The following is a 20,238-nucleotide window of genomic DNA, read 5'->3' as shown; positions in this document are numbered from 1 at the left end:
CTTCGGCTGCGCTTCGGCTATCCTTCGACTGTTCTTCGACTCGCAGTCGAAGAACAGCCGAACAGTTCCCGAACAACTCCCGAAGATGTCCCGAAGCTGTCCCGAACAGATCTCGAACAGATCTCGAAGAAATGCCGAAGAAATCTCCAACACCAGTCGAAGAACAGCAGGAGGACAATAACTCCTACAAAAAACTGCTTATACCCGTGATGTCGTACCCCGTAATCAATAGATGGATATCATGCGTACCTTCATAAGTAATAACAGACTTTAGTTATAAATATTCAAACAATCGAAATATGAGCATACAAAGAATCGGATCATAATTTGTACTATCACGATCGTTATGGAAGATATTTTATTATACATCCCAGGTTTTTCACGAACAATTAGAAAATATTTAGAGCCTGTTTAAAAATAAAATTCATACGTCATTTCGACGAGGGACGAGGAGAACCGAACGAAGTGAGCTCTGCGAAGCAAAATCTATGTATAAGCTTCTTCTCACAGCTTCAAAACGCAGATTATCACGTCGCTAACGCTCCTCATAATGACGCGTTTTGGGCTTTTATAGAAATTTAAACAGGCTCTTAATCCGTGGATTGTACATTCCGGAAAAGGTTAGTGGTAATTATAGGGGTAAAAACTGTTCAAATACAACCAAATCAATTCGGCCCATTTCTCGCCCCATAGCATAAAAAAAGCACCAATCATGTGGATTGATGCTTTTTTTAGTAGCCCGTAGGGGAATCGAACCCTTCGAACATCTATCTCTCTATCAGTAATTTACAAACACTTGGCTTCCCGACTCACCGAATAACTCACTGGCTTGACATACGTTTTAGCTGCAATTGCTTTATGGTTTGAAGGTAAGGAATTTAGATGTTAAATTCAAGTGTGTATCGAGAAAAAAGTATCCTTTTCGAAAAAGAACAACTAGTTTAATTAGTTCGCCTGTCAATAGAATTTAGTTACAGAAAGTCGGACCTCAGATTATAAAGCGATTTTAGTGATTTGTTAAATAATTAACCATAGTTAGGTATAGTCTCGATTTTGATAAATAAATTTATTATCGTAATATTGCGATATATAAAATTGTAATATGGGACTTACCAAATCAGAAATATTCACAGAAGAACAAAACAGACTGGCATTGCTGTTTAAGATTTTGGCACATCCTGCAAGAATTGCCATACTTCAGTATATCATAGGTCAAAAGGCTTGTATCTGCAATGATTTAGTAGAGGAACTGGGGTTAGCACAGGCAACCATTTCACAGCACTTAAAAGAATTGAAAAGTATTGGTATAATTCAAGGAACTATTGAGGGAAAATCAGTTTGTTACTGTATTGATGAAAATGTTTGGAAAAAAATCCAAGCAGATTTTAATATATTCTTCAATCAGGAAGTAAAGGTTAACAAATGCTGTTAGCCCTATTTTTTTATCATTTAACATCGTAATATTACGATAAATCATTTAGTAAATCACTTAAAATTTAGAAACAATGAAACTGTCAAACATCAAAGAAATCCTACCAACATTGGATAATGTTGAATTTCAGCTAGAGAACGGAGCATTTGTACCCGAACATTTCCATGTTACGGAAATAGGCAATATTGCCAAACATTTTATTGATTGTGGCGGAACGATCAGAGATGAAAAGGTTATCAATTTCCAATTATGGAACGCCAACGATTTTGAACACCGATTAAAGCCGACCAAACTGCTGAACATCATTAAACTATCCGAAGAAAAATTGGGTATTGAAGATGCAGAAATAGAAGTGGAATACCAAAGCGAAACGATTGGCAAATACGATTTGAATTTTAACGGAAACCATTTTGTACTGAAGAACAAACAGACCGCTTGCTTGGCGAGTGATGCCTGCAGTATTCCTGCAGACCTGTCTGCCGAACATGCAGGAAAGCAAAAGGTAAAATTATCGGAGTTGAACAGTGCTTGCTGTACACCAAATTCGGGCTGTTGCTAACATCGGAAAATCAATCATTATGTATAAAGATCTAATCGGAACGATTGACGAAATTGTTTCTAATCAGAATATCACTGAAGAACGCAAAGACGTATTGCAACTATTAGTGGATTTCGTACAGCAAAAGGTAAACAACGGACAGGAAATAAACCTAAATTTCATTTGTACCCACAATTCACGCAGAAGTCTTTTAGCACAGGTTTGGTCACAGGTAGCTAGTTCGTATTATCATATCTCGAATGTACATTGCTATTCGGGTGGTACGGAAGAAACAGCTTTGTTCCCGAAAGTGGTGGAAACATTGACTAAACAGGGTTTTTCTGTTTTCAAAATTTCGGAAATGGACAATCCGGTTTATGCCATTAAGTACAGCGAAAATGCCCTGCCGATAATCGGTTTTTCAAAAAAGTACGATAGTCTTTTCAATCCTGTATCAGCGTTCACAGCCATTATGACCTGTTCACAGGCAGACGGTGGCTGTCCTTTTATCGCGGGTGCAGAAAAACGAATACCTATTACATTTGAAGACCCTAAAATTTCTGACGGTACAGCAGATCAGACAAAGGTATATGCCGAAAGAAGTTTGCAGATTGGTTCCGAAATGTTCTATGTTTTTTCAATGATTAACAAATAACCAATGCAACCAAAACTAAAATTCCTTGACCGTTTTCTTACCCTATGGATATTCCTTGCAATGGCAGTAGGTGTAGGATTGGGATATTTCTTTCCCAATATATCCAATGTGACAGACAGCGCGTCTGTAGGTACGACCAATATTCCGTTGGCAATAGGCTTGATACTGATGATGTACCCGCCATTGGCAAAAGTAGATTATTCACTATTGCCCCAAGCATTTAAGGATAAAAAAGTAATCGGAATATCCCTATTGCTCAATTGGGTTGTCGGTACGGTGCTGATGTTCGGTTTAGCCGTTCTGTTTTTACGGAACGAACCCGATTATATGACAGGGTTGATTTTGATAGGATTGGCCAGGTGCATCGCAATGGTCATCGTATGGAGCGATTTGGCAAAAGCCAACAGGGAGTATACGGCATTATTGGTAGCGTTAAACAGCATCTTTCAGATATTGAGTTACAGTTTTTTAGTTTGGCTTTTCATCAACGTATTGCCGAGTAAATTAGGATTAGCCAATTTCAATGTAAGCGTGTCGATGAAAGATGTAGCTGAAAGCGTTTTGATATACTTGGGTATTCCCTTTGTGGCAGGTTTTTTGAGCCGGTACACCCTTATAAGATCAAAAGGGATAGAATGGTATAACAGGGAATTTGTACCCAAAATATCACCCCTCACATTGTATGCTCTACTGTTTACGATTGTATTGATGTTCAGCTTGAAAGGCGATAAAATATTGGAGTTGCCAATGGACGTTATAAAAATAGCGATACCGTTAATCATCTACTTTGTACTGATGTTTTTTTTGAGCTTCTTTATAAGCAAATCCTTAAATGTTCCTTACGATAAGAATGCGTCCATTTCGTTTACCGCTACAGGAAATAATTTTGAATTGGCAATAGCCGTAGCCATTGCCGTATTCGGTATTCATTCGCCACAGGCATTCGTGGGCGTTATCGGCCCACTCGTAGAAGTGCCTGTGTTGATACTATTGGTAAGGGTAAGCTTGTGGCTAGAAAAAGTATGTTATATACCGAAGTCGGCAGCATAACCCGATGTTGTTCATGATATTGATATGTTTGTTGGATGTTTATGCCAATATTATATATATTGTCTTTTAAGGAATTTCAAAAAGATGAACTTAATAAGATACAAAAAATAAATTCCATACTGGAAATCTACAATAATTACAGGAGACCACTATGTATATGTCTGTTTATTGGTAAGCGCTCTTGTGACCTAATCATTGCATAAATAACCGCCTATTGCGAAATAAAGAAAACAATCAAGAACGTAAGAACTAATGCCACAAGGCACATGGCCGCCAATCCAAATGTCTCGTGCAGCCCTAATAAATAAAGTATTCCGGCAATTCCACCTAAGACCAATATAAATATCAAAGCTGTATTTGGCCTCTTCTTCATAACATTAGTTTTAAATATCAACAATTTATAAAATTCTACTAATTTAATATTTTCAATATAAAGGTCATGGCTATTTGAGCGAAAATTGATGTAAACACTTGGCAACACGACGGTTTTGGCAATCATATCCGATTTTCCTTTTCTAATCTATTTGGTTATATTATCTTTGAAACTTGTCACATTTTACGGAACTAGTTATGCTAAAAATCCTCAAAAATTTTACTGATTCACCGACAAGCGGAGGGATAATCCTGTTTATATGTGTGCTTATTTCCCTGTCCATTGCAAACTCGCCACTCGGTGCCGCATTTGAAAATATATTGAACACGCCGCTAGGCTTTGAAACAGCTTCGGTACATTTACGATATACGGCCGCCCTCTGGATAAACGATGGCCTGATGGCTATCTTCTTTCTTTTGGTCGGACTGGAGATAAAACGGGAACTTGTCAGCGGAGAGCTTTCGACCCCGCGACAAGCTCTTCTCCCGATATTTTGTGCCTTCGGCGGAGCCATTGTGCCAGCTGGTATATATTTCGCGGTCAATCAAGGGACGGAAACCGTTAGTGGCTGGGGGATCCCTATGGCAACGGATATCGCATTCGCCTTGGCTGTGATCGCCATGCTAGGCAAACGAGTGCCCTCTTCATTAAAAGTCTTTTTAGCTGCCCTGGCCATCGTGGACGATCTCATCGCGATTTTGGTCATAGCCATTTTCTATTCGGCCGAATTACACACTATATACTTAGGCTACGCTGCGGCGATATTGGCACTGCTCTTCGTTTTTAACAGATTAGGTGTCCGGTCGTTGTTCTTTTACCTCATCCCGGGTCTTTTTATCTGGTACTTTGTCCATCATTCGGGTATCCACGCTACCATCGCGGGTGTACTGACGGCCATGACCATTCCACTGGCTACCAAAGGGCAGGGAGAACCGCCCTTGCTGAAACTCGAACACGCCCTTACTACGCCTGTAAATTTTTTGATCGTACCCCTGTTTGCCTTAGCTAATACGGCCATCCGTTTCGAGGAGGGCATGCTGGAGGGACTGATCTCCCCTTTGGGTGTAGGGATCATTGTTGGGCTTATGCTGGGCAAGCCTGTCGGTGTCTATCTGATGACAAAACTGGCAATCCTGTTGCGTATCGGCTCCATGCCGCAGGGGGCATCCTGGGCACAGATCATTGGAGTAGGTCTTTTGGCGGGTATTGGCTTTACCATGTCCATATTTATTGCCCTGCTGTCCTTTTCGGACAACCTGCTTATTGCCGAGGCAAAATTCTCTATACTGATCGCTTCGCTCCTTTCGGGTGTAACGGGATATATCCTGTTGAGCCGAGTCGCAACACCATCAAACGATAACGAAAAAAAGACATAGGATGAAGAAGATAGCGTTACACTGGCAGATATTGATCGGTATTGTAGGAGGTATCCTTTTGGGACTATTATGTATCCAGTTTACAGGCGGAAAAGACTTTATCATCGACTGGATCAAACCCTTCGGAACGATTTTTATCAACCTGCTTAAACTAATCGCTATTCCGCTGATTATCGTATCGCTGATCAAAGGCGTTTCCGATCTCAAGGATACCACCCAACTTTCTGGCCTTGGCCTACGTACCTTCGGTATGTATATACTGACGACCGTTATCGCAGTCACCATAGGTCTTGGACTGGTCAACCTCATACAGCCCGGTAGTTTTATTTCCGAAGATACCCGACAGGAAATGTTACGATCTTTCGGAGGCGAAGTTCAGGAGAAGGTAGATGAGGCAGCCGAGGTACAGCAAACCAGAGGCCCTTTACAGGCCCTTATCGATATCGTGCCGGAAAACATTTTCGATTCGATGTCGGTAAACAGCAATATGCTGCAGATTATCTTTTTCAGCCTGCTGGTCGGTGTTGCCATGATATCTTTGCCCTTTGGCGAGATAAAGGCATTCAAAAAGGTCCTGGATGCCGGAAACGCCATTGTGCTGAAGATCGTCGACCTGATGATGCTGTTCGCTCCTTATGGTGTGTTCGCGCTTATTGCCACACTCATCGCGGAAGCACCTTCCTTTGATGTATTTAAAGCGTTGGGCATGTACGCTTTTACCGTAGTATTGGGACTATTATTGCTTGTGTATGGTGTCTATTCACTTTTCGTTTATTTCTTCGGCCGCATGAATCCTTTCCGGTTTTTCAAAGCCATCCTTCCGGCACAGCTCCTTGGCTTTTCGACCAGCTCGAGTGCCGCCACGCTACCGGTAACGATGGAATGTGCGGAAGAAAACCTGCATATACGGAAAGATGTTCTGAGCTTTGTCCTACCTATAGGTGCCACCATCAATATGGACGGCACCTGTCTGTACCAAGGGGTTGCGGCGGTCTTTATTGCCCAGGTGATGGGACATGACCTGACAACTGCCCAGCAGCTTAGTATCATCTTGACGGCAACCCTGGCCTCCATCGGCGCGGCAGCCGTACCGGGAGCCGGCATACTGATGCTCGTGATTGTATTGGAATCCATCGGTATCAGTCCTGCCGGTATAGCCTTAATCTTTGCGGTTGATAGACCGCTTGACATGCTCCGTACAGCAACCAATATATCCGGTGATTCCATGGTGGCTCTATTAATGGACAGGTCAGGCACAGGTCGTGCGGAACTTGCGGAAAATGACGGGGCTTAAAGAAAAAATGGAAGGAAATGGAAATACCAATAAGGATAGCCGGACCGAATCAAAGAAACGAACGGCGACGGACGAGATAAAGGAAACCATCTCGTCTGCATACAGGAAATTGGAAGATTGGGTCCGTCCGAAGAAAGGACAGCCCCTTTTCTTGCAAATCGTTATGTTTATTCTGAAACTGCCTGTCCTTTTGCTCTTATTGTTGCTATCACCGGTGCTGCTGGTCGTGCTGTTGCTCGTTTTTCTGATTGCGCTATGAAAGCGGGACAAAAGTCAGCCATACTTTTTACCATATGTGCATTTCTGTTCATACTACACCAATACCTACAGAAAATAGCGAGCACATCCCTTCCCCTAGTCGATAGCTATCTCGATCCCCTGCTGTGCATGCCTATCCTAATGCACCTTATTGTCTGGGAACGGAAGCTACTCCATCGCTGGCGTGTACACACCCTACCTCTTTTACATATCGCAGGGTACTTTCTATTAATATCTATCCTCTGCGAAATAGTATTTCCCATATGGAACCACAACATGACGGCCGATCCGTGGGATATCGCCTTTTATGCACTGGGCGGCTTTATTTACATATCCGTTGCTACTCCGTATCTTCGGAAGTCAGCAGGACAGGCGTATGGGGATTGAGCACAATGGCCCTCGCCAGACTTTTGTGCAGCAATTTTTTGAAAAATCCCCGGGAGTCGATAAGGGTAATCAACGTCATATCTGCTTTGAGCCTATCTAAAATCTCGTTAACTTCCTCCACATTTTCCGGGACGTGTGCCATTTCCGTAGACAAGCCCGTCACCGGAGTTTCCTTTTCCAATGTCACTTTCCATTGTTCCAGATTCCGCAGGTCATCGTCCGTTGGCGCGTCTTTGCCTTCGTGGATATGTACAAGCGTACAGGAAGGGGCTATATCGCCGAACAGCGTATTAAAACTGGTGAGGCCCTTGATATCACCCTGCTGGTAATCCGTGAAAAAGACTACATTTTCGAGTTTAAAAGAGTTCGTATGCTCCGGGACGATCAGCAGCGGGCGCGATACGTCCTTGGCCACATCGTAGGTATTATTGCCCAATAGATCCTTTCGCGTTCCCGAGGCGCCATGCGCGCCCATAACAACCAGACTAACAGCGTCTTCTTTTATATAATTGTTTATGGCTTCTAAAAGACTATTTTTAGCAGTGCCTGCGGTTACCTGTAAATCCGGATATCTTCCTAGCTTGTCCATAAATTCTGCAAGTCCCTTTTCTGCGCCAATCTTTGCCCGCTCCTCATCCGTCTGATTGGCCAGAGGACTCTGGAAAGCAGAGGTAAACGGACGGTAGGCATGGAAAATGTGGACGTGTCCCCGCATCTTACGGGCCAGCTCTATGCCATACCGTGCAGCTATCAGGGAGTTGTTCGAAAAATCTGTGGGTACCAAAATGGTCTGATTCATATTTGATTCTTTTATATCTGATGCCGGTACACTTCCATTGTACAGGCTATTCTATCAAAAATACAAAGCCCCGGTGGCTTTGGCAAGTTATTCCGCATATATCGGGGATACCGGGGCAGTCCAGGGACGGATTATTTTTTCCGGTTCCAGAAATCCATACGACGGAAATCATATTTTGAGCTGTCGAATACGGGGTCTATTCCTTCGCGTCTTTGCATTTCATAGTCTTTCAGCAGTACCAGCACCCGGTTGTGCAGGAAGATAATGGCAATGACGTTCAGCCACGCCATGATACCCACACCTATATCCCCTAACGTCCATGCCGATTCCGCCGTGGATATACAGCCCATATATACCGATGCAAGAATAAGAAGGCGCAATGCCCATATCAACAGTTTATTCCGGCTAGCGCCCATTACAAAACTGACATTGGTCTCGGCAATATAATAATACGCCATGATCGTCGTAAAGGCAAAAAAGAAAAGGGCAATCGCCACAAAACTATCGCCTATCATTGGAAAATGCCTTGCTACGGCCAGTTGTGTATATTCCGGTCCGGCCTGTATTTTCTCTCCTAGATTCTGGACAAGGAATCCTCCCTCGGGGTCTGCGACGTTGTACTGCCCCGTAAACAGGATCATGAACGCTGTTGCCGTACAGACAAAAAGGGTATCCACATAAACGGAAAACCCCTGTACCAGCCCCTGTTTGATGGGATGACTAACCGCTGCTGCCGAAGCAGCATGGGGTGCCGTTCCCTGTCCGGCTTCGTTGCTGTAAATGCCACGCTTTACACCCCATGAAATAGCCATGCCGATAATACCGCCAAATGCTGATTCGGTATTAAAGGCTGCATTGAATATCAGGGCGATAACATCAGGTATCTGTCGGAAATTGAGTGCCATAATTACTACGGCCATCAGGATATACGCTCCTGCCATGAACGGAACAACATATTCGGCTACGCGGCTTATACGCTTGACTCCTCCTATGATGATAAACGCCAGAAGTAACACTAGTACAACGGCTATGATATGGTGGGAAATACCGAAAGAAGAATGGACGGCCAGCGAGATACTGTTGCTCTGCACGCTGGGCAAAAGAAAGCCGGTGCTGATAATCGTGACAATGGCAAAGGCCCATGCAAAGACCTTAGAGTGTAGACCTTTCAGGATATAGAATGCAGGGCCACCGCGGTACTGCCCATCTTTCACTTCTTTGTACATCTGTCCGAGGGATGCCTCAATGATGGCGGACGAACTACCCAGAAAGGCAATTGCCCACATCCAGAATACCGCTCCTGGACCGCCCATACCGATAGCTGTTGCTACACCTGCAATATTACCTGTACCGACCCGTCCGGATATCGCTAGGGCAAAGGCCTGGAACGAAGATATTCCCCTTTTTGAACTGTTACCCTTGAACAGGAGCTGCACCATATGCCGAAGATAGCGCAGCTGTGGAAACCGAAAGCGTAAGGTGAAATAGATTCCTGCTAGAAGGCAGAGATAAACGAGGGCATCGCTCCAGACGATGTTATAGATCTGGTCTATGAATTGCTGCATCTAATGGTATTTGGTTTCAATCGAACTAAGGTAGGAAAAAACGGACACTAAAACATAGATTATAGAGCGTATCTATCTATTTTTTTTATACTATATATTTTGTTTATACCTAAACGATACCACGCCTTTGGGTCATGTCAGGTATAATTTTTTTTATACCTTTACCCCGACCGCTTGCACAAGATGTGACCTTTAATCCCCTAACTTTTATTTTTGTTCACGTTTTTGTGGAAACAGGTTCTTATTTTATAAAACACATTGCGCATGAATATTTATGAGTTGATTTCTATAGGTTTATATGTACTGATCATGATTATGATAGGTATCTACGGATACCGAAAGTCGACAAGTAACTCCGAAGAATTTCTGATCGGTGGACGCAAGATGGGACCCTTCGTGACCGCCCTGTCCGCTGGGGCATCCGATATGAGCGGATGGCTTCTGATGGGGCTTCCGGGTGCCATGTACATGATGGGGCTATCGGGTTCTTGGCTCGCCATCGGACTTACCACCGGAGCATTTTTGAACTATCTTATCGTAGCGCCACGCCTTCGGGTGTATACCGAAGTTGCGAAAAATGCGATAACACTGCCCGTTTTCTTTGAAAACCGCTTCCGTGATAAGTCGCAGCTATTGAAGCTAGTCTCTTCCGTCTTTATTCTGGTATTTTTTACCCTATACACTTCTGCCGGAATGGTTTCGGGAGGAAGGTTGTTCGAATCGGCTTTCGGGATGGATTACAGTATCGGCCTTTGGGTGACTTCGCTTGTCGTAGTGTTCTATACATTCATCGGTGGTTTTATGGCCGTAAGCCTGACGGATGCCGTACAGGGGACCATTATGGTCATTGCCCTGCTTCTGATACCTACTGTCGTGGCTTTTCAATTGGGGGGCATAGGGGAAACGGTGGACACCATCTATACCAAGGATACCAATTATATGGACATGCTACGGGGAACTACCGCGATATCCATTCTCTCTATTGGCCTGGGGGCTGGGGTATTTCGGTCAGCCGCATATCCTCGTCCGTTTTATGGCAATCGATAGCGTAAAGGACATTAAAAAAGCCAGACGTGTGGGCATGACCTGGATGATCGGAACTGTTCTGGGCTCCCTGCTCCTCGGTTTTTTCGGGATCGCCTACCTACAGCAGTTTGACACGGACACCATGTTGAAATTTGATGCCTCGCAGGAACTTTCCGAAACGATATTCATATATCTTTCCAAAGCGCTTTTCCATCCGCTCATCGGTGGATTTTTGCTTTCCGCTATCCTGGCGGCAGTGATGAGTACGATATCTTCGCAGCTTCTGGTGACCTCCAGTTCGATGACAGAGGATATCTATAAAACGTTTTTCAACAAACATGCTACGGCCAAAAATATGCTCATCATCAGCCGTATATCGGTGCTTGTGGTAGCCGTGGTAGCCTTCCTGTTGGCACTGGATCCACAGGAAAGTATCCTGGGTCTTGTTGGCAATGCATGGGCCGGGTTTGGCGCGGCCTTCGGTCCCCTCGTTATCCTTTCATTGCTTTGGAAGCGTACAACAGCAATGGGTGCACTGAGCGGCATGCTGGTGGGCGGGGCCACGGTATTGCTATGGGTTTATGTACCGCATGCTTATAAGGACGTCTATGAGATCATTCCCGGCTTTTTACTGAGTTTTCTAACCACCGTGGCGGTCTCTTTAATGACCGGACGTGTCCCAGAGGAGGTCGAAGGAGAATTTGAAGAGGTGCGGGAGATCGTTGGGCGCGAAAACAACAGATAATAAATAATAGAAAGCCTTTAAATGTGGGGAAAGAAAGACTGTTTTTCCCTTTTTGGGAATAAAGAAAAAACCGTTAGCTTTACCCCCGCATTTTTAAAATAGTGGTAAAAAAACGTTTCTATAATCCAGCTCAGCTGTTCATTTCCAGCTTTTTGCTGCTGATCGCAGCCGGCACCTGTCTTTTAAAGCTACCGTTGGCACTGAACCAACCGTTGTCATGGATTGATGCCCTTTTCACCTCAACAAGCGCGGTTTGTGTCACGGGATTGATCGTGGTCGATACGGCAACCCATTTTACGTTCTGGGGACAGCTGATCATCATGCTGCTCATCCAGGCCGGTGGCATAGGCATCCTCTCTTTCGCAGCATTGTTCACCTATTTTCTTAAGGGCGGCAGTACTTACGAAAGCCAGCTGACCGTAGGTGCGTATTCGAATACCGAACGGATGTCGGAGGTCTTTGTGCTGCTCCGGCGTATGGTCTGGATCACGCTGGGCATTGAACTGGTCGGAGCTTTGGGAATTTTCTGGAGCTTGGGCGATGGAAATGGGATGTCTCTGGGTAACCGGATATTTTTCTCGCTCTTCCATTCCATATCCTCTTTCTGCAACGCAGGGTTTTCCACGTTGTCCAACGGCTTAATGGAAGGTACCGTTGTGCATAACTATAGCCTACAGTTTGTTATATCCCTGACCTATATCTTCGGAGGGTTGGGATTCCCTATCGTGGTAAACGTACTCCAGTATATCAGGCATGTTTATAGAAGGGTAGTCGGAAAATGGACATTGAGGGGAAGCTTCCACCGTCCTTGGGTACTGAACATCAACAGCAAGATCAACCTGGTTACCGCGGGAATTATAACGTTCTTCGCCACTTTTGTAATCTACGTAAACGAGTATGGCCACGTCCTTTCTGCCCATCAGGGTATCGGAAAAATAGTAATCGCCTTTTCTACGGCTACTACGCCAAGGACTGCGGGATTCAACAGTATAGACTTCGGCGCATTGCAGTTCTCAACGATCATCTTTGTTATGCTGCTGATGTGGATAGGCGCTTCTCCCAACTCCACCGGAGGTGGTATCAAGACAAGTACAATTGCACTGGCTGTCATGAACGTGCTGAGCCTGGCTAAGGGAAAGGACCGCACCGAGGTTTTCGGACGGGAGATAGGTTCCATATCTATAAAAAGAGCTTTTGCAACGATGTTTCTCTCTCTGTTTACCATTGGCATCGCAATTTTCTCGATTTCGTTCTTTGAACCCGACCGTCCGTTGCTTGAAATTGCATTCGAGTGCTTTTCTGCTTATAGCACCGTAGGACTGTCCCTTGGCGTAACAAGTGGCTTTGTGGTCGGAAGCAAGGTTGTACTGATCATTGTCATGTTCGTGGGAAGGGTAACGATGCTGTCCTTACTGATCGCTTTTATCAAAAAAATAAAATATACACATTACAGGTATGCTCAGGAAGAGCTTACCATCTATTAAGAAATGTTATGAAGTTTATCGTTGTAGGATTGGGAAATTTTGGCGCATCGCTGGCGGAAAAGCTGACGATGCAGGGCAATGAGGTTATCGGTGTCGATCAGCGTATGGAAAAGATCAGCGCATTGAAGGAGAAAATCACCCATACCATCTGTCTGGACGCGACCGATGAAGCCGCGTTTTCTACCTTGCCGCTGAAGAACACGGATGTAGTCGTGGTGGCCATCGGAGAAGACGAAGGAGCGAATATCATGGTCTCTGCCTTGTGCAAGGAAGCCCAGGTCAAGCGTCTGATCAGCAGGGCCGTTAACCGTCTGCATGAGAAGGTACTGGGTGCACTGGGTATTTCCGAGATTGCACATCCCGAGGAGGAATCCGCCGAACGCTGGTCAAAGCGCCTCTGTATGACGGGGCTTGTGGATTCTTTTGAACTGAACAGCAACTATTCCATTGTCGAAGTGGTCGTTCCTCAAAAATATGTAGGCAGGTCCATACAGGAGATCGGTTTCCGGGAAAAGTATGAACTATTGGTTCTCACGATCTTAAAGAGTACCGAACAGCGTACCTCGTTCGGAAAAAATGTGGTCACCACCGTGCTACATGGCGTACCGCAGCCCGATACGGTCTTGGAAGAGGGAGATATCCTGGCTATATATGGTTACAATGACCATATCAAAGCTTTTCTTTAATAAAAAAACGCAACCAGGATCTACTTTCTCACGCGCGATCATTATTATCGAGCCAATAAGTTCACGGCCTTTCTTCGCCAGATGTCTTCCTGATAAATTCTAAACTATCCTGCGGAAACTGACTTTTCATCCATTGTTGAAGTTTGTTATCCTGCTCTTCCGTTAATGCTTGCGTTGTGGAATAAATGAAGGCAATATATTTGGCGAGGCTATCCCGCGTTACATATTGGTTTTGGATGCCGATGCTATAATTGTTGACCTCAGGAAAAAGAATCGTCATATTACTACGTAGCCTTTCATCCATCATATCATATTTGGCCAACCTGTTGTTCAATGCACGGATCGTCAGGTCCTTTTCATTTACAGAAGTATTGCTCTGATTAATCTCATTCAGAATACTGGATCTAAGGTCCAGGCTGTCCTGTCGTATGATCAGGTCGGTATTCTCTATACCAAAGGTCTTCATAGACCGTTCCAGCGTATTTATTTCGCTCTCGCTGAATTTCTTTGCCAAAAAGGCCAGTTCTAAGCGCTTTGGCGAGGTATTCTGTAATAATCTTTCGTAAATCACCGTATAGCCCTTTTCGGTGAGTTCCTGTTGGATAAAATCATGTACCTTGTAGGTATATTTTCTTTCCTGTAGCAGTCTGTACGCGAAATAAAGGCTAGGCAGCACCAATATAAGTGTAATTATGGTTATGCTCTGCGAAATCCGCTTCTCTTTTTGTTTGTCCACATAGTGCATTTTGGGATAGCGGAGATATTTAACGATAACAAATGTCGCCAGACAGATAAATACACAATTGATGATATACAGATACAATGCTCCGGCAAAATAACTTATGTTCCCTATAGCAAGCCCGTAGCCGGCGGTACATAAAGGGGGCATCAGTGCTGTGGCAATCGCTACTCCCGGTATCGGGTTGCCTTTGTTTACGCGTGTAGTAGCTATAACACCCACCAGACCTCCGAAAAAAGCAATCAGTACATCATAGATATTCGGCGAAGTACGGGCTAAAAGCTCAGACTGTGCCTCCTTGAACGGACTCAACGAAAAATAAAGGAACGAAACCAAAAGGCTTATACCTGTCGCAATCAAGAGGTTTTTTATCGACTTTTGAAGCAGGGCAAAGTCGAACGTCCCCAAAGCAAATCCCGCACCTACGATCGGCCCCATTAATGGTGAAATTAACATAGCGCCGATGATCACTGCGGTGGAGTTGACATTCAGGCCAATGGATGCGATAACAATGGCACAGGCCAATATCCAGGCATTTGCGCCACGGAAAGAAATGTTGCTGACAACACTTTCCAGGACGGTTTCCTTTTTGTCTTCCCCATTATGAAGGTCAAAGAAACGGAGGATTTTGCTCATATTCTGACGAGTATATTTATAGAAAAAGTAAATATAGGAAAAAAGAAAAATGCGTTTAAGTTTATTGTCCTGCAGTCGTTATCTTAACCTACGGTTGGTATTGCTACTGATAAACATTTCATTGCGTTCTTCAGAAGTAATCTCTATAAACCGCTCGTAATGTTTCAGTACATCAGAAATCAATTCGTTTTTGGTAAAAAACCGTACATCATATCCCTCGCGGTCGTCGCCAAAATAGGATTTAGGGAAAAACGTTTGATTTCCTTCTATATCCGGCAGGTTCTCTTCATTCAGCAGGTAATCGGATACAATTCTTGATTCTCCTTTCACCCCGTACAAAAAATTATTTACAACATCGTATTTAATCTCTAACTCTATTCTATGGGGATTTTCGTAGAAATTAACTTTAGCCTCGACATCATTTCTGGAAAACTCCTCCTGCAATTCCACAAAGGCGTCTCTAACTGTTGTATCAATAAAACCAACGACAGACTTCTTATCACTGAAGGAGACGATCTGTTTCAGACGCTCCTTCCAAAATTCTCCTGACCAGGGTATCGTCGTTGCTGAAAAATCACGTTCGTAATAGCTTCTATCAATGGACAGTGCCTTTATCAGGCTGACGATGAATAGCAGCATGATAAGCGAAAACGGCAATGCTGTAATCAATGTCATACTTTGCAGAGCCGTCAGTCCGCCAGCGTTCAATAGCATCAGTGCCAATACGGCAAGCAGGACACCCCAGCCGATGGTCTGCCATTTCGGAGATATCGGGGCGTTTTTTGTCGCTATGCTGTTCATGACGAACATACCGGAATCGGCAGACGTTACAAAGAAGATAATGATGATAGCAATAGTCAAAAAACTGGCGATTTCGGTTAATGGTAGGTATTCCAAGAAACGGAACATCAGGGCATCGGGATTGCCAGCGAGTTGACTCAACGCCCCGTCGGCAACGTTGGCATCAAACCATATCGCACTGTTTCCAAAAACAGTCATCCAGATAAAATTAAACAGAGTAGGGATAATCAAGACTGCCGCTACAAACTCCCGTATCGTTCGTCCCTTAGAAATTTTAGCGATAAATAGTCCGACATAAGGCGACCACGAAATCCACCACGCCCAATACAGTATTGTCCAGTCGTAAAACCACTGCTGCGTGTTCTCTTCGTACACATGTGTGTTGAATGTCAAGCTAAAGAATTCATTGATATATGTCCCGATCCCTTCCGTGAAACTTCCTATCAGATATACCGTAGGTCCGAGGATCAAAACAAAAAGTAGGAGTATGACAACACTTACAATATTGATATTGCTCAATATCCTTACGCCTTTGTCCACTCCGCTCACGGCAGATATAATAGAAAGTGAAACCAATACACCGACAATTAATACCTGGTAAATAAAGCTAGTTCCCGGCAAGATATTTAGTGTTTCCAGACCGGAATTGATCTGCACCACCCCAAAACCCAATGTGGTGGTAATTCCAAAAAAAGTACTGCAAAGTGCGAACACATCAATGGTGTTGCCCCATTTGCCTTTGATCTTATCCTTCAACAGTGGATAGAAACAGCTCCGCAAGGAAAGGGGTAAACGATAACGATAGGCAAAATAGGCTAAAGACAACCCGACAATCCCGTAAATAGCCCAAGCGTGGATGCCCCAATGGAAGAAAGTATAAAGTTGTGCGTCTTTGGCTCGCTGAACAGCCGTATTTCCCGAAAAAACTTCATTTGAATAATGCTGCATCGGCTCTGCAACACTGAAATACATTAACCCGATACCCATACCGGCAGCAAAAAGCATAGAAATCCACGAAAAGAAGGAATAGGTGGGTTTGCTGTCATTTCTTCCTAACCGGATATTACCATATTTACTGAACATCAGATAAACTAAGAACAGGACAAAAATGGTTACCGACCAGACATAAACGTAATTCAGGTTCACAAAGATAATATCTTTGATTGCGCTGAGCAGGTCTTCTGTTAGGCTCGGAAAAATAGCCGACAACAGACAGATTCCCACAATGAAAATCAAACTTGGAACAATGACCCCTTTACTGAGTGTTGTTCTTATTCTTACAGTTTTTTTCATATAGAATTTTAAAATACTTGGTCTTTTGGTAATAGCATTCAAGAAATAATTAAAGAAGTTCTGGTCATACCCCAAATACTATATTTAGGAAGTACGGAAACGACCGTACAAACCTAATTAAATTCATTTTGATATACAAAACCAGCTTTGTATAGAAAATTAATACCATATGAGCGCCATGCGATTCGGCGGTTTCCTACTATTGAAATTAAGTGTCGAAACAATTCCCTTAACGCAGCTAAACCGCTGACATTTCCTTACATGTTTTGGCACAGGCGCGGCAAGCTTCAGCACACTCACGGCAATGTTCCATGCCCATATCTGCATGCTTTTCGCATTCGTCTGCACATCGTTCGCAGATATCTGCACATATTTTACAGAGCTCTGTACTTAACTGTCCATCGATACTCATAACTTTTACAGCAGTATCACAGATGATAGTGCATTCCAGATTCAATTGGATGCAGTTTTTAAGGTGTTCCAGATCTTTTTCATTTAAACAGGCAGCTGCACACTGGCTACAGAACACGGCACATTCTCCACATGCTTCTATACAATCTTGAAATTTTGTCTGTATCATAACGTTAAAGTTTTTGTTGTATATGACCAGAACAGATGAGACAATTATTTGTTCGGTTTAGTTTTATCTTGGAACTGAAGCACATCGTTACGGATAATTGGGATAACCAGGATATTAAAAAAGAGAGGGTCAAAAACAGAGTCAATATTGTAAACCTATTGCAGGACGATACAATAGAGCAAGCGGAAGTTGGGCAGAGCCCTACTTTGCTTGCCGTATGTAGGGTCGTTGAAAAAAATGACTCACCGAATGACTCACTTTTTTATTGGGAAAAATTGAAAGATTTGTAGATACCGACAAAATAAAAAACGCTGTAAACATTTAATTTACAGCGTTTTAGTATGTTTTGACTTTTAAATGTGTAGCCCGTAGGGGAATCGAACCCCTGTTTCAAGAATGAAAATCTTGCGTCCTAACCCCTAGACGAACGGGCCATTTGCTTTTGGTGATGCAAATATAAGTGCTATATTCGTTTCACCAAAATATTTTTATCGCCTATTCCATAATAATCTGAATTTGAAAAGATTATTTTTTATATTAGGTCAAATCCAATATCTCTACGGAAATATTTTCGTTCAAAGAATATACGTCCGGCATCAGCTGTAGCTTGCTGCAAGGCTTCGAAAAGGTTATCCTGTAGGGTTGTTACCGCAATAACTCGTCCTCCGGCAGTTACCACTTTCCCGTCCACTTCTTTCGTTCCCGCATGGAATACGATTGAATCTTCTACATTTTCGATATTATTGATTTCTTTTCCTGACTCATAATCTCCCGGATAGCCTCCCGAAACCAACATCACCGTTACTGCTGTTTTTGGACTTACTGTATAAGATCTATTTTCAAGGTCTCCCTTTGCAACACCTTCCAATAAATCGACCAAGTCAGATTCAATCCGCGGTAACACAGATTCAGTTTCCGGGTCCCCCATGCGTACATTATATTCGATAACATACGGCTCACCCTCTACATTCATCAATCCGATAAAGATAAATCCTTTATAAGGAATACCGTCTTTTTTTAGCCCATCTACCGTCGGTTTGATTATACGCTCTTCGACTTTATTTAAGAAGGTATCATCAGCAAAAGGGACAGGGGAAATAGAACCCATGCCTCCCGTATTCAAACCAGTATCACCTTCGCCAATTCGCTTGTAATCTTTCGCAGAAGGCAATACTTTATACGAATCGCCATCAGTCAACACAAAAACAGACAGTTCAATGCCTTTCAAAAATTCTTCGACAACCACAACTGAACTTGCATCACCAAATTTAGCATCCGCAATCATAGCACGCAGCTCATCCTGAGCATCCGCTATGGTCTCACATATAAGGACCCCTTTTCCTGCTGCCAAACCGTCTGCCTTTAGGACGATAGGCAACTTTTGCGTTTCTAAGTAAGCGATGCCTTCTTCCAGATTCGATTGGTCAAAAGATTGGTAAGCTGCTGTTGGGATATTATGGCGAAACATAAACTCCTTAGAAAAGTCTTTTGACCCTTCCAACTGTGCTCCCTGTTGTTGGGGCCCGATTACAGGAATATGATTTAAATCTTCTCTTGCAAGAAAATAATCATGAATACCCTTTACCAAAGGTTCTTCCGGCCCGACGACAACCATGTGAACATCATTAGCCAATACAAAATCCGCAATACCTTCAAAATCCGTCACTTTTAAAGCTACATTTTGACCATATTGACCTGTACCCGCATTTCCCGGAGCTATATACAATTGAGTAAGCTTAGGGCTCTTAGCTATTTTATAAGCGAAGGCAGACTCCCTACCTCCTGAACCGATAATCAGAATATTCATGGTAGCAAATATACCGATGTAAAATAATAAAAGTCGCTTACCTGCTGTATTTTTTCAATAGGCTTTAAGTTTAAGTCTATATAGCCCTTTATTAATGTTCGCCAAAGGTGCTTTTTTTGTCACATCATATCCTTTTCTGTTTCCGACATTTTGGTAATCATATATCTTTTTACTTGCGCATTCTGCACTTCATCCAACACATCCACAAGATTTCTGGTAACCGATGCATCTCCAGGCTTAATTAAGACAATCATATCTTCTCCCTCTGTTAGCGTCAGCACTTCTTTTTGAGTTTTCAGCAACAACTCCCGTAACCCCAACTTTCCGTACCCCACAATCTGCGGTACACGCTCTGGGTTATCCTCACGTCCTCGATAATAAGTTATCTCATTATTTGCTCCCAAGAGCAAACTTAGTGTACGCTTTTCATTTATCTCTATAGGCAAATCCTTCTCCTTTATTTTATCTGGCATGGCTACATCCAATTGATTAGGTGTATTCAACGAAGTCGTCAACATAAAAAATGTAATGAGTAGAAAGGCTAAATCTACCATAGCTGTCAAATCAACCTTTGGTACGGGACGGTTGCGCACATTTCGACGTTCTGTTTTGCCTCCATTTTTCAGATTATTATTCAGTTCTGCCATATCAAAAAATTTAAACGTTAAACCTTCGTTATATATGATATTGATGTTTTTTTACGTATTTTTCCAC

At 43.3% G+C, this 20,238-nt stretch carries 21 protein-coding genes and 1 tRNA gene; 13 read left to right on the top strand and 9 right to left on the bottom strand.

Annotated features, from left to right (window positions below; translation table 11 throughout):
* From BM375_RS17170 to arsB, 5 genes are all read left to right on the top strand, one after another.
* Window positions 1–181: hypothetical protein (locus BM375_RS17170; protein WP_170852617.1), on the top strand; the 181-nt coding region annotated here is incomplete at its 5' end.
* A gap of 921 nt (window positions 182–1,102) precedes the next feature.
* Window positions 1,103–1,432, top strand: coding sequence for an ArsR/SmtB family transcription factor (locus BM375_RS07925; protein WP_093365001.1), 330 nt, complete (start codon window positions 1,103–1,105; stop codon window positions 1,430–1,432).
* A gap of 73 nt (window positions 1,433–1,505) precedes the next feature.
* Window positions 1,506–1,991 (top strand): DUF6428 family protein, encoded by a 486-nt coding sequence (locus tag BM375_RS07920; RefSeq protein ID WP_093364999.1) that lies wholly within the window; start codon window positions 1,506–1,508, stop codon window positions 1,989–1,991.
* Between the two features lie 19 nt (window positions 1,992–2,010).
* Entirely contained in the window at window positions 2,011–2,625 is a 615-nt protein-coding gene (locus tag BM375_RS07915) for a low molecular weight phosphatase family protein (RefSeq protein ID WP_093364998.1), read from the top strand.
* A 3-nt stretch (window positions 2,626–2,628) separates the two neighbouring features.
* Entirely contained in the window at window positions 2,629–3,675 is a 1,047-nt protein-coding gene (arsB, locus tag BM375_RS07910; RefSeq protein WP_093364996.1) for an ACR3 family arsenite efflux transporter, read from the top strand.
* A 211-nt stretch (window positions 3,676–3,886) separates the two neighbouring features.
* Here arsB and BM375_RS17165 read toward each other — a convergent pair whose 3' ends face one another.
* Window positions 3,887–4,048 (bottom strand): hypothetical protein, encoded by a 162-nt coding sequence (locus BM375_RS17165; protein ID WP_170852616.1) that lies wholly within the window; start codon window positions 4,046–4,048, stop codon window positions 3,887–3,889.
* A 197-nt stretch (window positions 4,049–4,245) separates the two neighbouring features.
* On the opposite strand from BM375_RS17165, the gene nhaA reads away from it, so the two are divergent.
* Genes nhaA through BM375_RS07890 form a run of 3 tightly spaced genes read left to right on the top strand, consistent with a single transcriptional unit; the run spans window position 4,246 to window position 6,977 of the window.
* Window positions 4,246–5,424, top strand: coding sequence for a Na+/H+ antiporter NhaA (gene nhaA / locus BM375_RS07900; RefSeq protein WP_093364993.1), 1,179 nt, complete (start codon window positions 4,246–4,248; stop codon window positions 5,422–5,424).
* Between the two features lies 1 nt (window position 5,425).
* Window positions 5,426–6,718 carry a dicarboxylate/amino acid:cation symporter gene (locus BM375_RS07895; protein WP_093364990.1) on the top strand — a complete coding sequence of 431 codons (1,293 nt, stop codon included), beginning with the start codon at window positions 5,426–5,428 and terminating at the stop codon, window positions 6,716–6,718.
* 7 nt (window positions 6,719–6,725) lie between these two features.
* Window positions 6,726–6,977, top strand: coding sequence for a hypothetical protein (locus BM375_RS07890; protein WP_139227529.1), 252 nt, complete (start codon window positions 6,726–6,728; stop codon window positions 6,975–6,977).
* A 339-nt stretch (window positions 6,978–7,316) separates the two neighbouring features.
* On the opposite strand, the gene BM375_RS07885 is transcribed toward BM375_RS07890, so the two are convergent.
* Window positions 7,317–8,162 carry a universal stress protein gene (locus tag BM375_RS07885; protein ID WP_093364986.1) on the bottom strand — a complete coding sequence of 282 codons (846 nt, stop codon included), beginning with the start codon at window positions 8,160–8,162 and terminating at the stop codon, window positions 7,317–7,319.
* A 131-nt stretch (window positions 8,163–8,293) separates the two neighbouring features.
* Window positions 8,294–9,727: an alanine/glycine:cation symporter family protein gene (locus tag BM375_RS07880; RefSeq protein WP_093364985.1), complete on the bottom strand. Its 1,434-nt coding sequence runs from the start codon at window positions 9,725–9,727 to the stop codon at window positions 8,294–8,296.
* A gap of 264 nt (window positions 9,728–9,991) precedes the next feature.
* Here BM375_RS07880 and BM375_RS17565 point away from each other — a divergent pair, with 264 nt between their 5' ends.
* The 4 genes from BM375_RS17565 to BM375_RS07865 all read left to right on the top strand — a co-directional run bounded on the left by BM375_RS17565 (window position 9,992) and on the right by BM375_RS07865 (window position 13,668).
* Window positions 9,992–10,774 carry a sodium:solute symporter family transporter gene (locus tag BM375_RS17565; RefSeq protein WP_212611645.1) on the top strand — a complete coding sequence of 261 codons (783 nt, stop codon included), beginning with the start codon at window positions 9,992–9,994 and terminating at the stop codon, window positions 10,772–10,774.
* The gene (locus tag BM375_RS17560; protein ID WP_262987257.1) at window positions 10,761–11,498 is read left to right on the top strand and encodes a sodium:solute symporter family transporter; all 738 of its coding nucleotides are present in this window, start codon (window positions 10,761–10,763) and stop codon (window positions 11,496–11,498) included. The genes BM375_RS17565 and BM375_RS17560 overlap by 14 nt, the downstream gene beginning before the upstream one ends.
* A 101-nt stretch (window positions 11,499–11,599) precedes the next feature.
* A complete protein-coding gene (locus tag BM375_RS07870) occupies window positions 11,600–12,982 on the top strand; it encodes a TrkH family potassium uptake protein (protein ID WP_212611643.1) in 1,383 nt (460 codons plus the stop codon).
* Window positions 12,983–12,990: 8 nt separating this feature from the next.
* A complete protein-coding gene (locus BM375_RS07865) occupies window positions 12,991–13,668 on the top strand; it encodes a potassium channel family protein (protein ID WP_093364983.1) in 678 nt (225 codons plus the stop codon).
* A gap of 61 nt (window positions 13,669–13,729) precedes the next feature.
* Here the strand turns inward: BM375_RS07865 and BM375_RS07860 are convergent, their stop codons facing one another.
* From BM375_RS07860 to BM375_RS07850, 3 genes are all read right to left on the bottom strand, one after another.
* Window positions 13,730–15,043, bottom strand: coding sequence for a TIGR00341 family protein (locus BM375_RS07860; RefSeq protein ID WP_093364981.1), 1,314 nt, complete (start codon window positions 15,041–15,043; stop codon window positions 13,730–13,732).
* A 78-nt stretch (window positions 15,044–15,121) separates the two neighbouring features.
* Window positions 15,122–17,137, bottom strand: coding sequence for a BCCT family transporter (locus BM375_RS07855; RefSeq protein ID WP_093365031.1), 2,016 nt, complete (start codon window positions 17,135–17,137; stop codon window positions 15,122–15,124).
* 238 nt (window positions 17,138–17,375) lie between these two features.
* The gene (locus BM375_RS07850; RefSeq protein ID WP_093364979.1) at window positions 17,376–17,717 is read right to left on the bottom strand and encodes a four-helix bundle copper-binding protein; all 342 of its coding nucleotides are present in this window, start codon (window positions 17,715–17,717) and stop codon (window positions 17,376–17,378) included.
* A gap of 35 nt (window positions 17,718–17,752) precedes the next feature.
* Between BM375_RS07850 and BM375_RS07845 the strand changes: the two genes are divergently transcribed.
* Entirely contained in the window at window positions 17,753–18,007 is a 255-nt protein-coding gene (locus BM375_RS07845; protein WP_093364978.1) for a hypothetical protein, read from the top strand.
* Between the two features lie 72 nt (window positions 18,008–18,079).
* Here the strand turns inward: BM375_RS07845 and BM375_RS07840 are convergent.
* The 3 genes from BM375_RS07840 to BM375_RS07830 all read right to left on the bottom strand — a co-directional run bounded on the left by BM375_RS07840 (window position 18,080) and on the right by BM375_RS07830 (window position 20,171).
* Window positions 18,080–18,151, bottom strand: a tRNA-Glu gene (locus tag BM375_RS07840).
* Between the two features lie 98 nt (window positions 18,152–18,249).
* Complete coding sequence (purD, locus tag BM375_RS07835; protein WP_093364977.1) at window positions 18,250–19,524, bottom strand: phosphoribosylamine--glycine ligase; 1,275 nt, start codon at window positions 19,522–19,524, stop codon at window positions 18,250–18,252.
* Window positions 19,525–19,643: 119 nt separating this feature from the next.
* Window positions 19,644–20,171, bottom strand: a complete 528-nt coding sequence (locus BM375_RS07830; protein ID WP_093364976.1) for an ExbD/TolR family protein — start codon at window positions 20,169–20,171, stop codon at window positions 19,644–19,646.
* Window positions 20,172–20,238: the final 67 nt, after the last annotated feature.

Source organism: Sphingobacterium wenxiniae, from assembly GCF_900116225.1.
GTDB lineage: Bacteria > Bacteroidota > Bacteroidia > Sphingobacteriales > Sphingobacteriaceae > Sphingobacterium > Sphingobacterium wenxiniae.
Note: the sequence above shows the minus strand (reverse complement) of the source record. Positions and strands in the feature narration are given on the sequence as shown.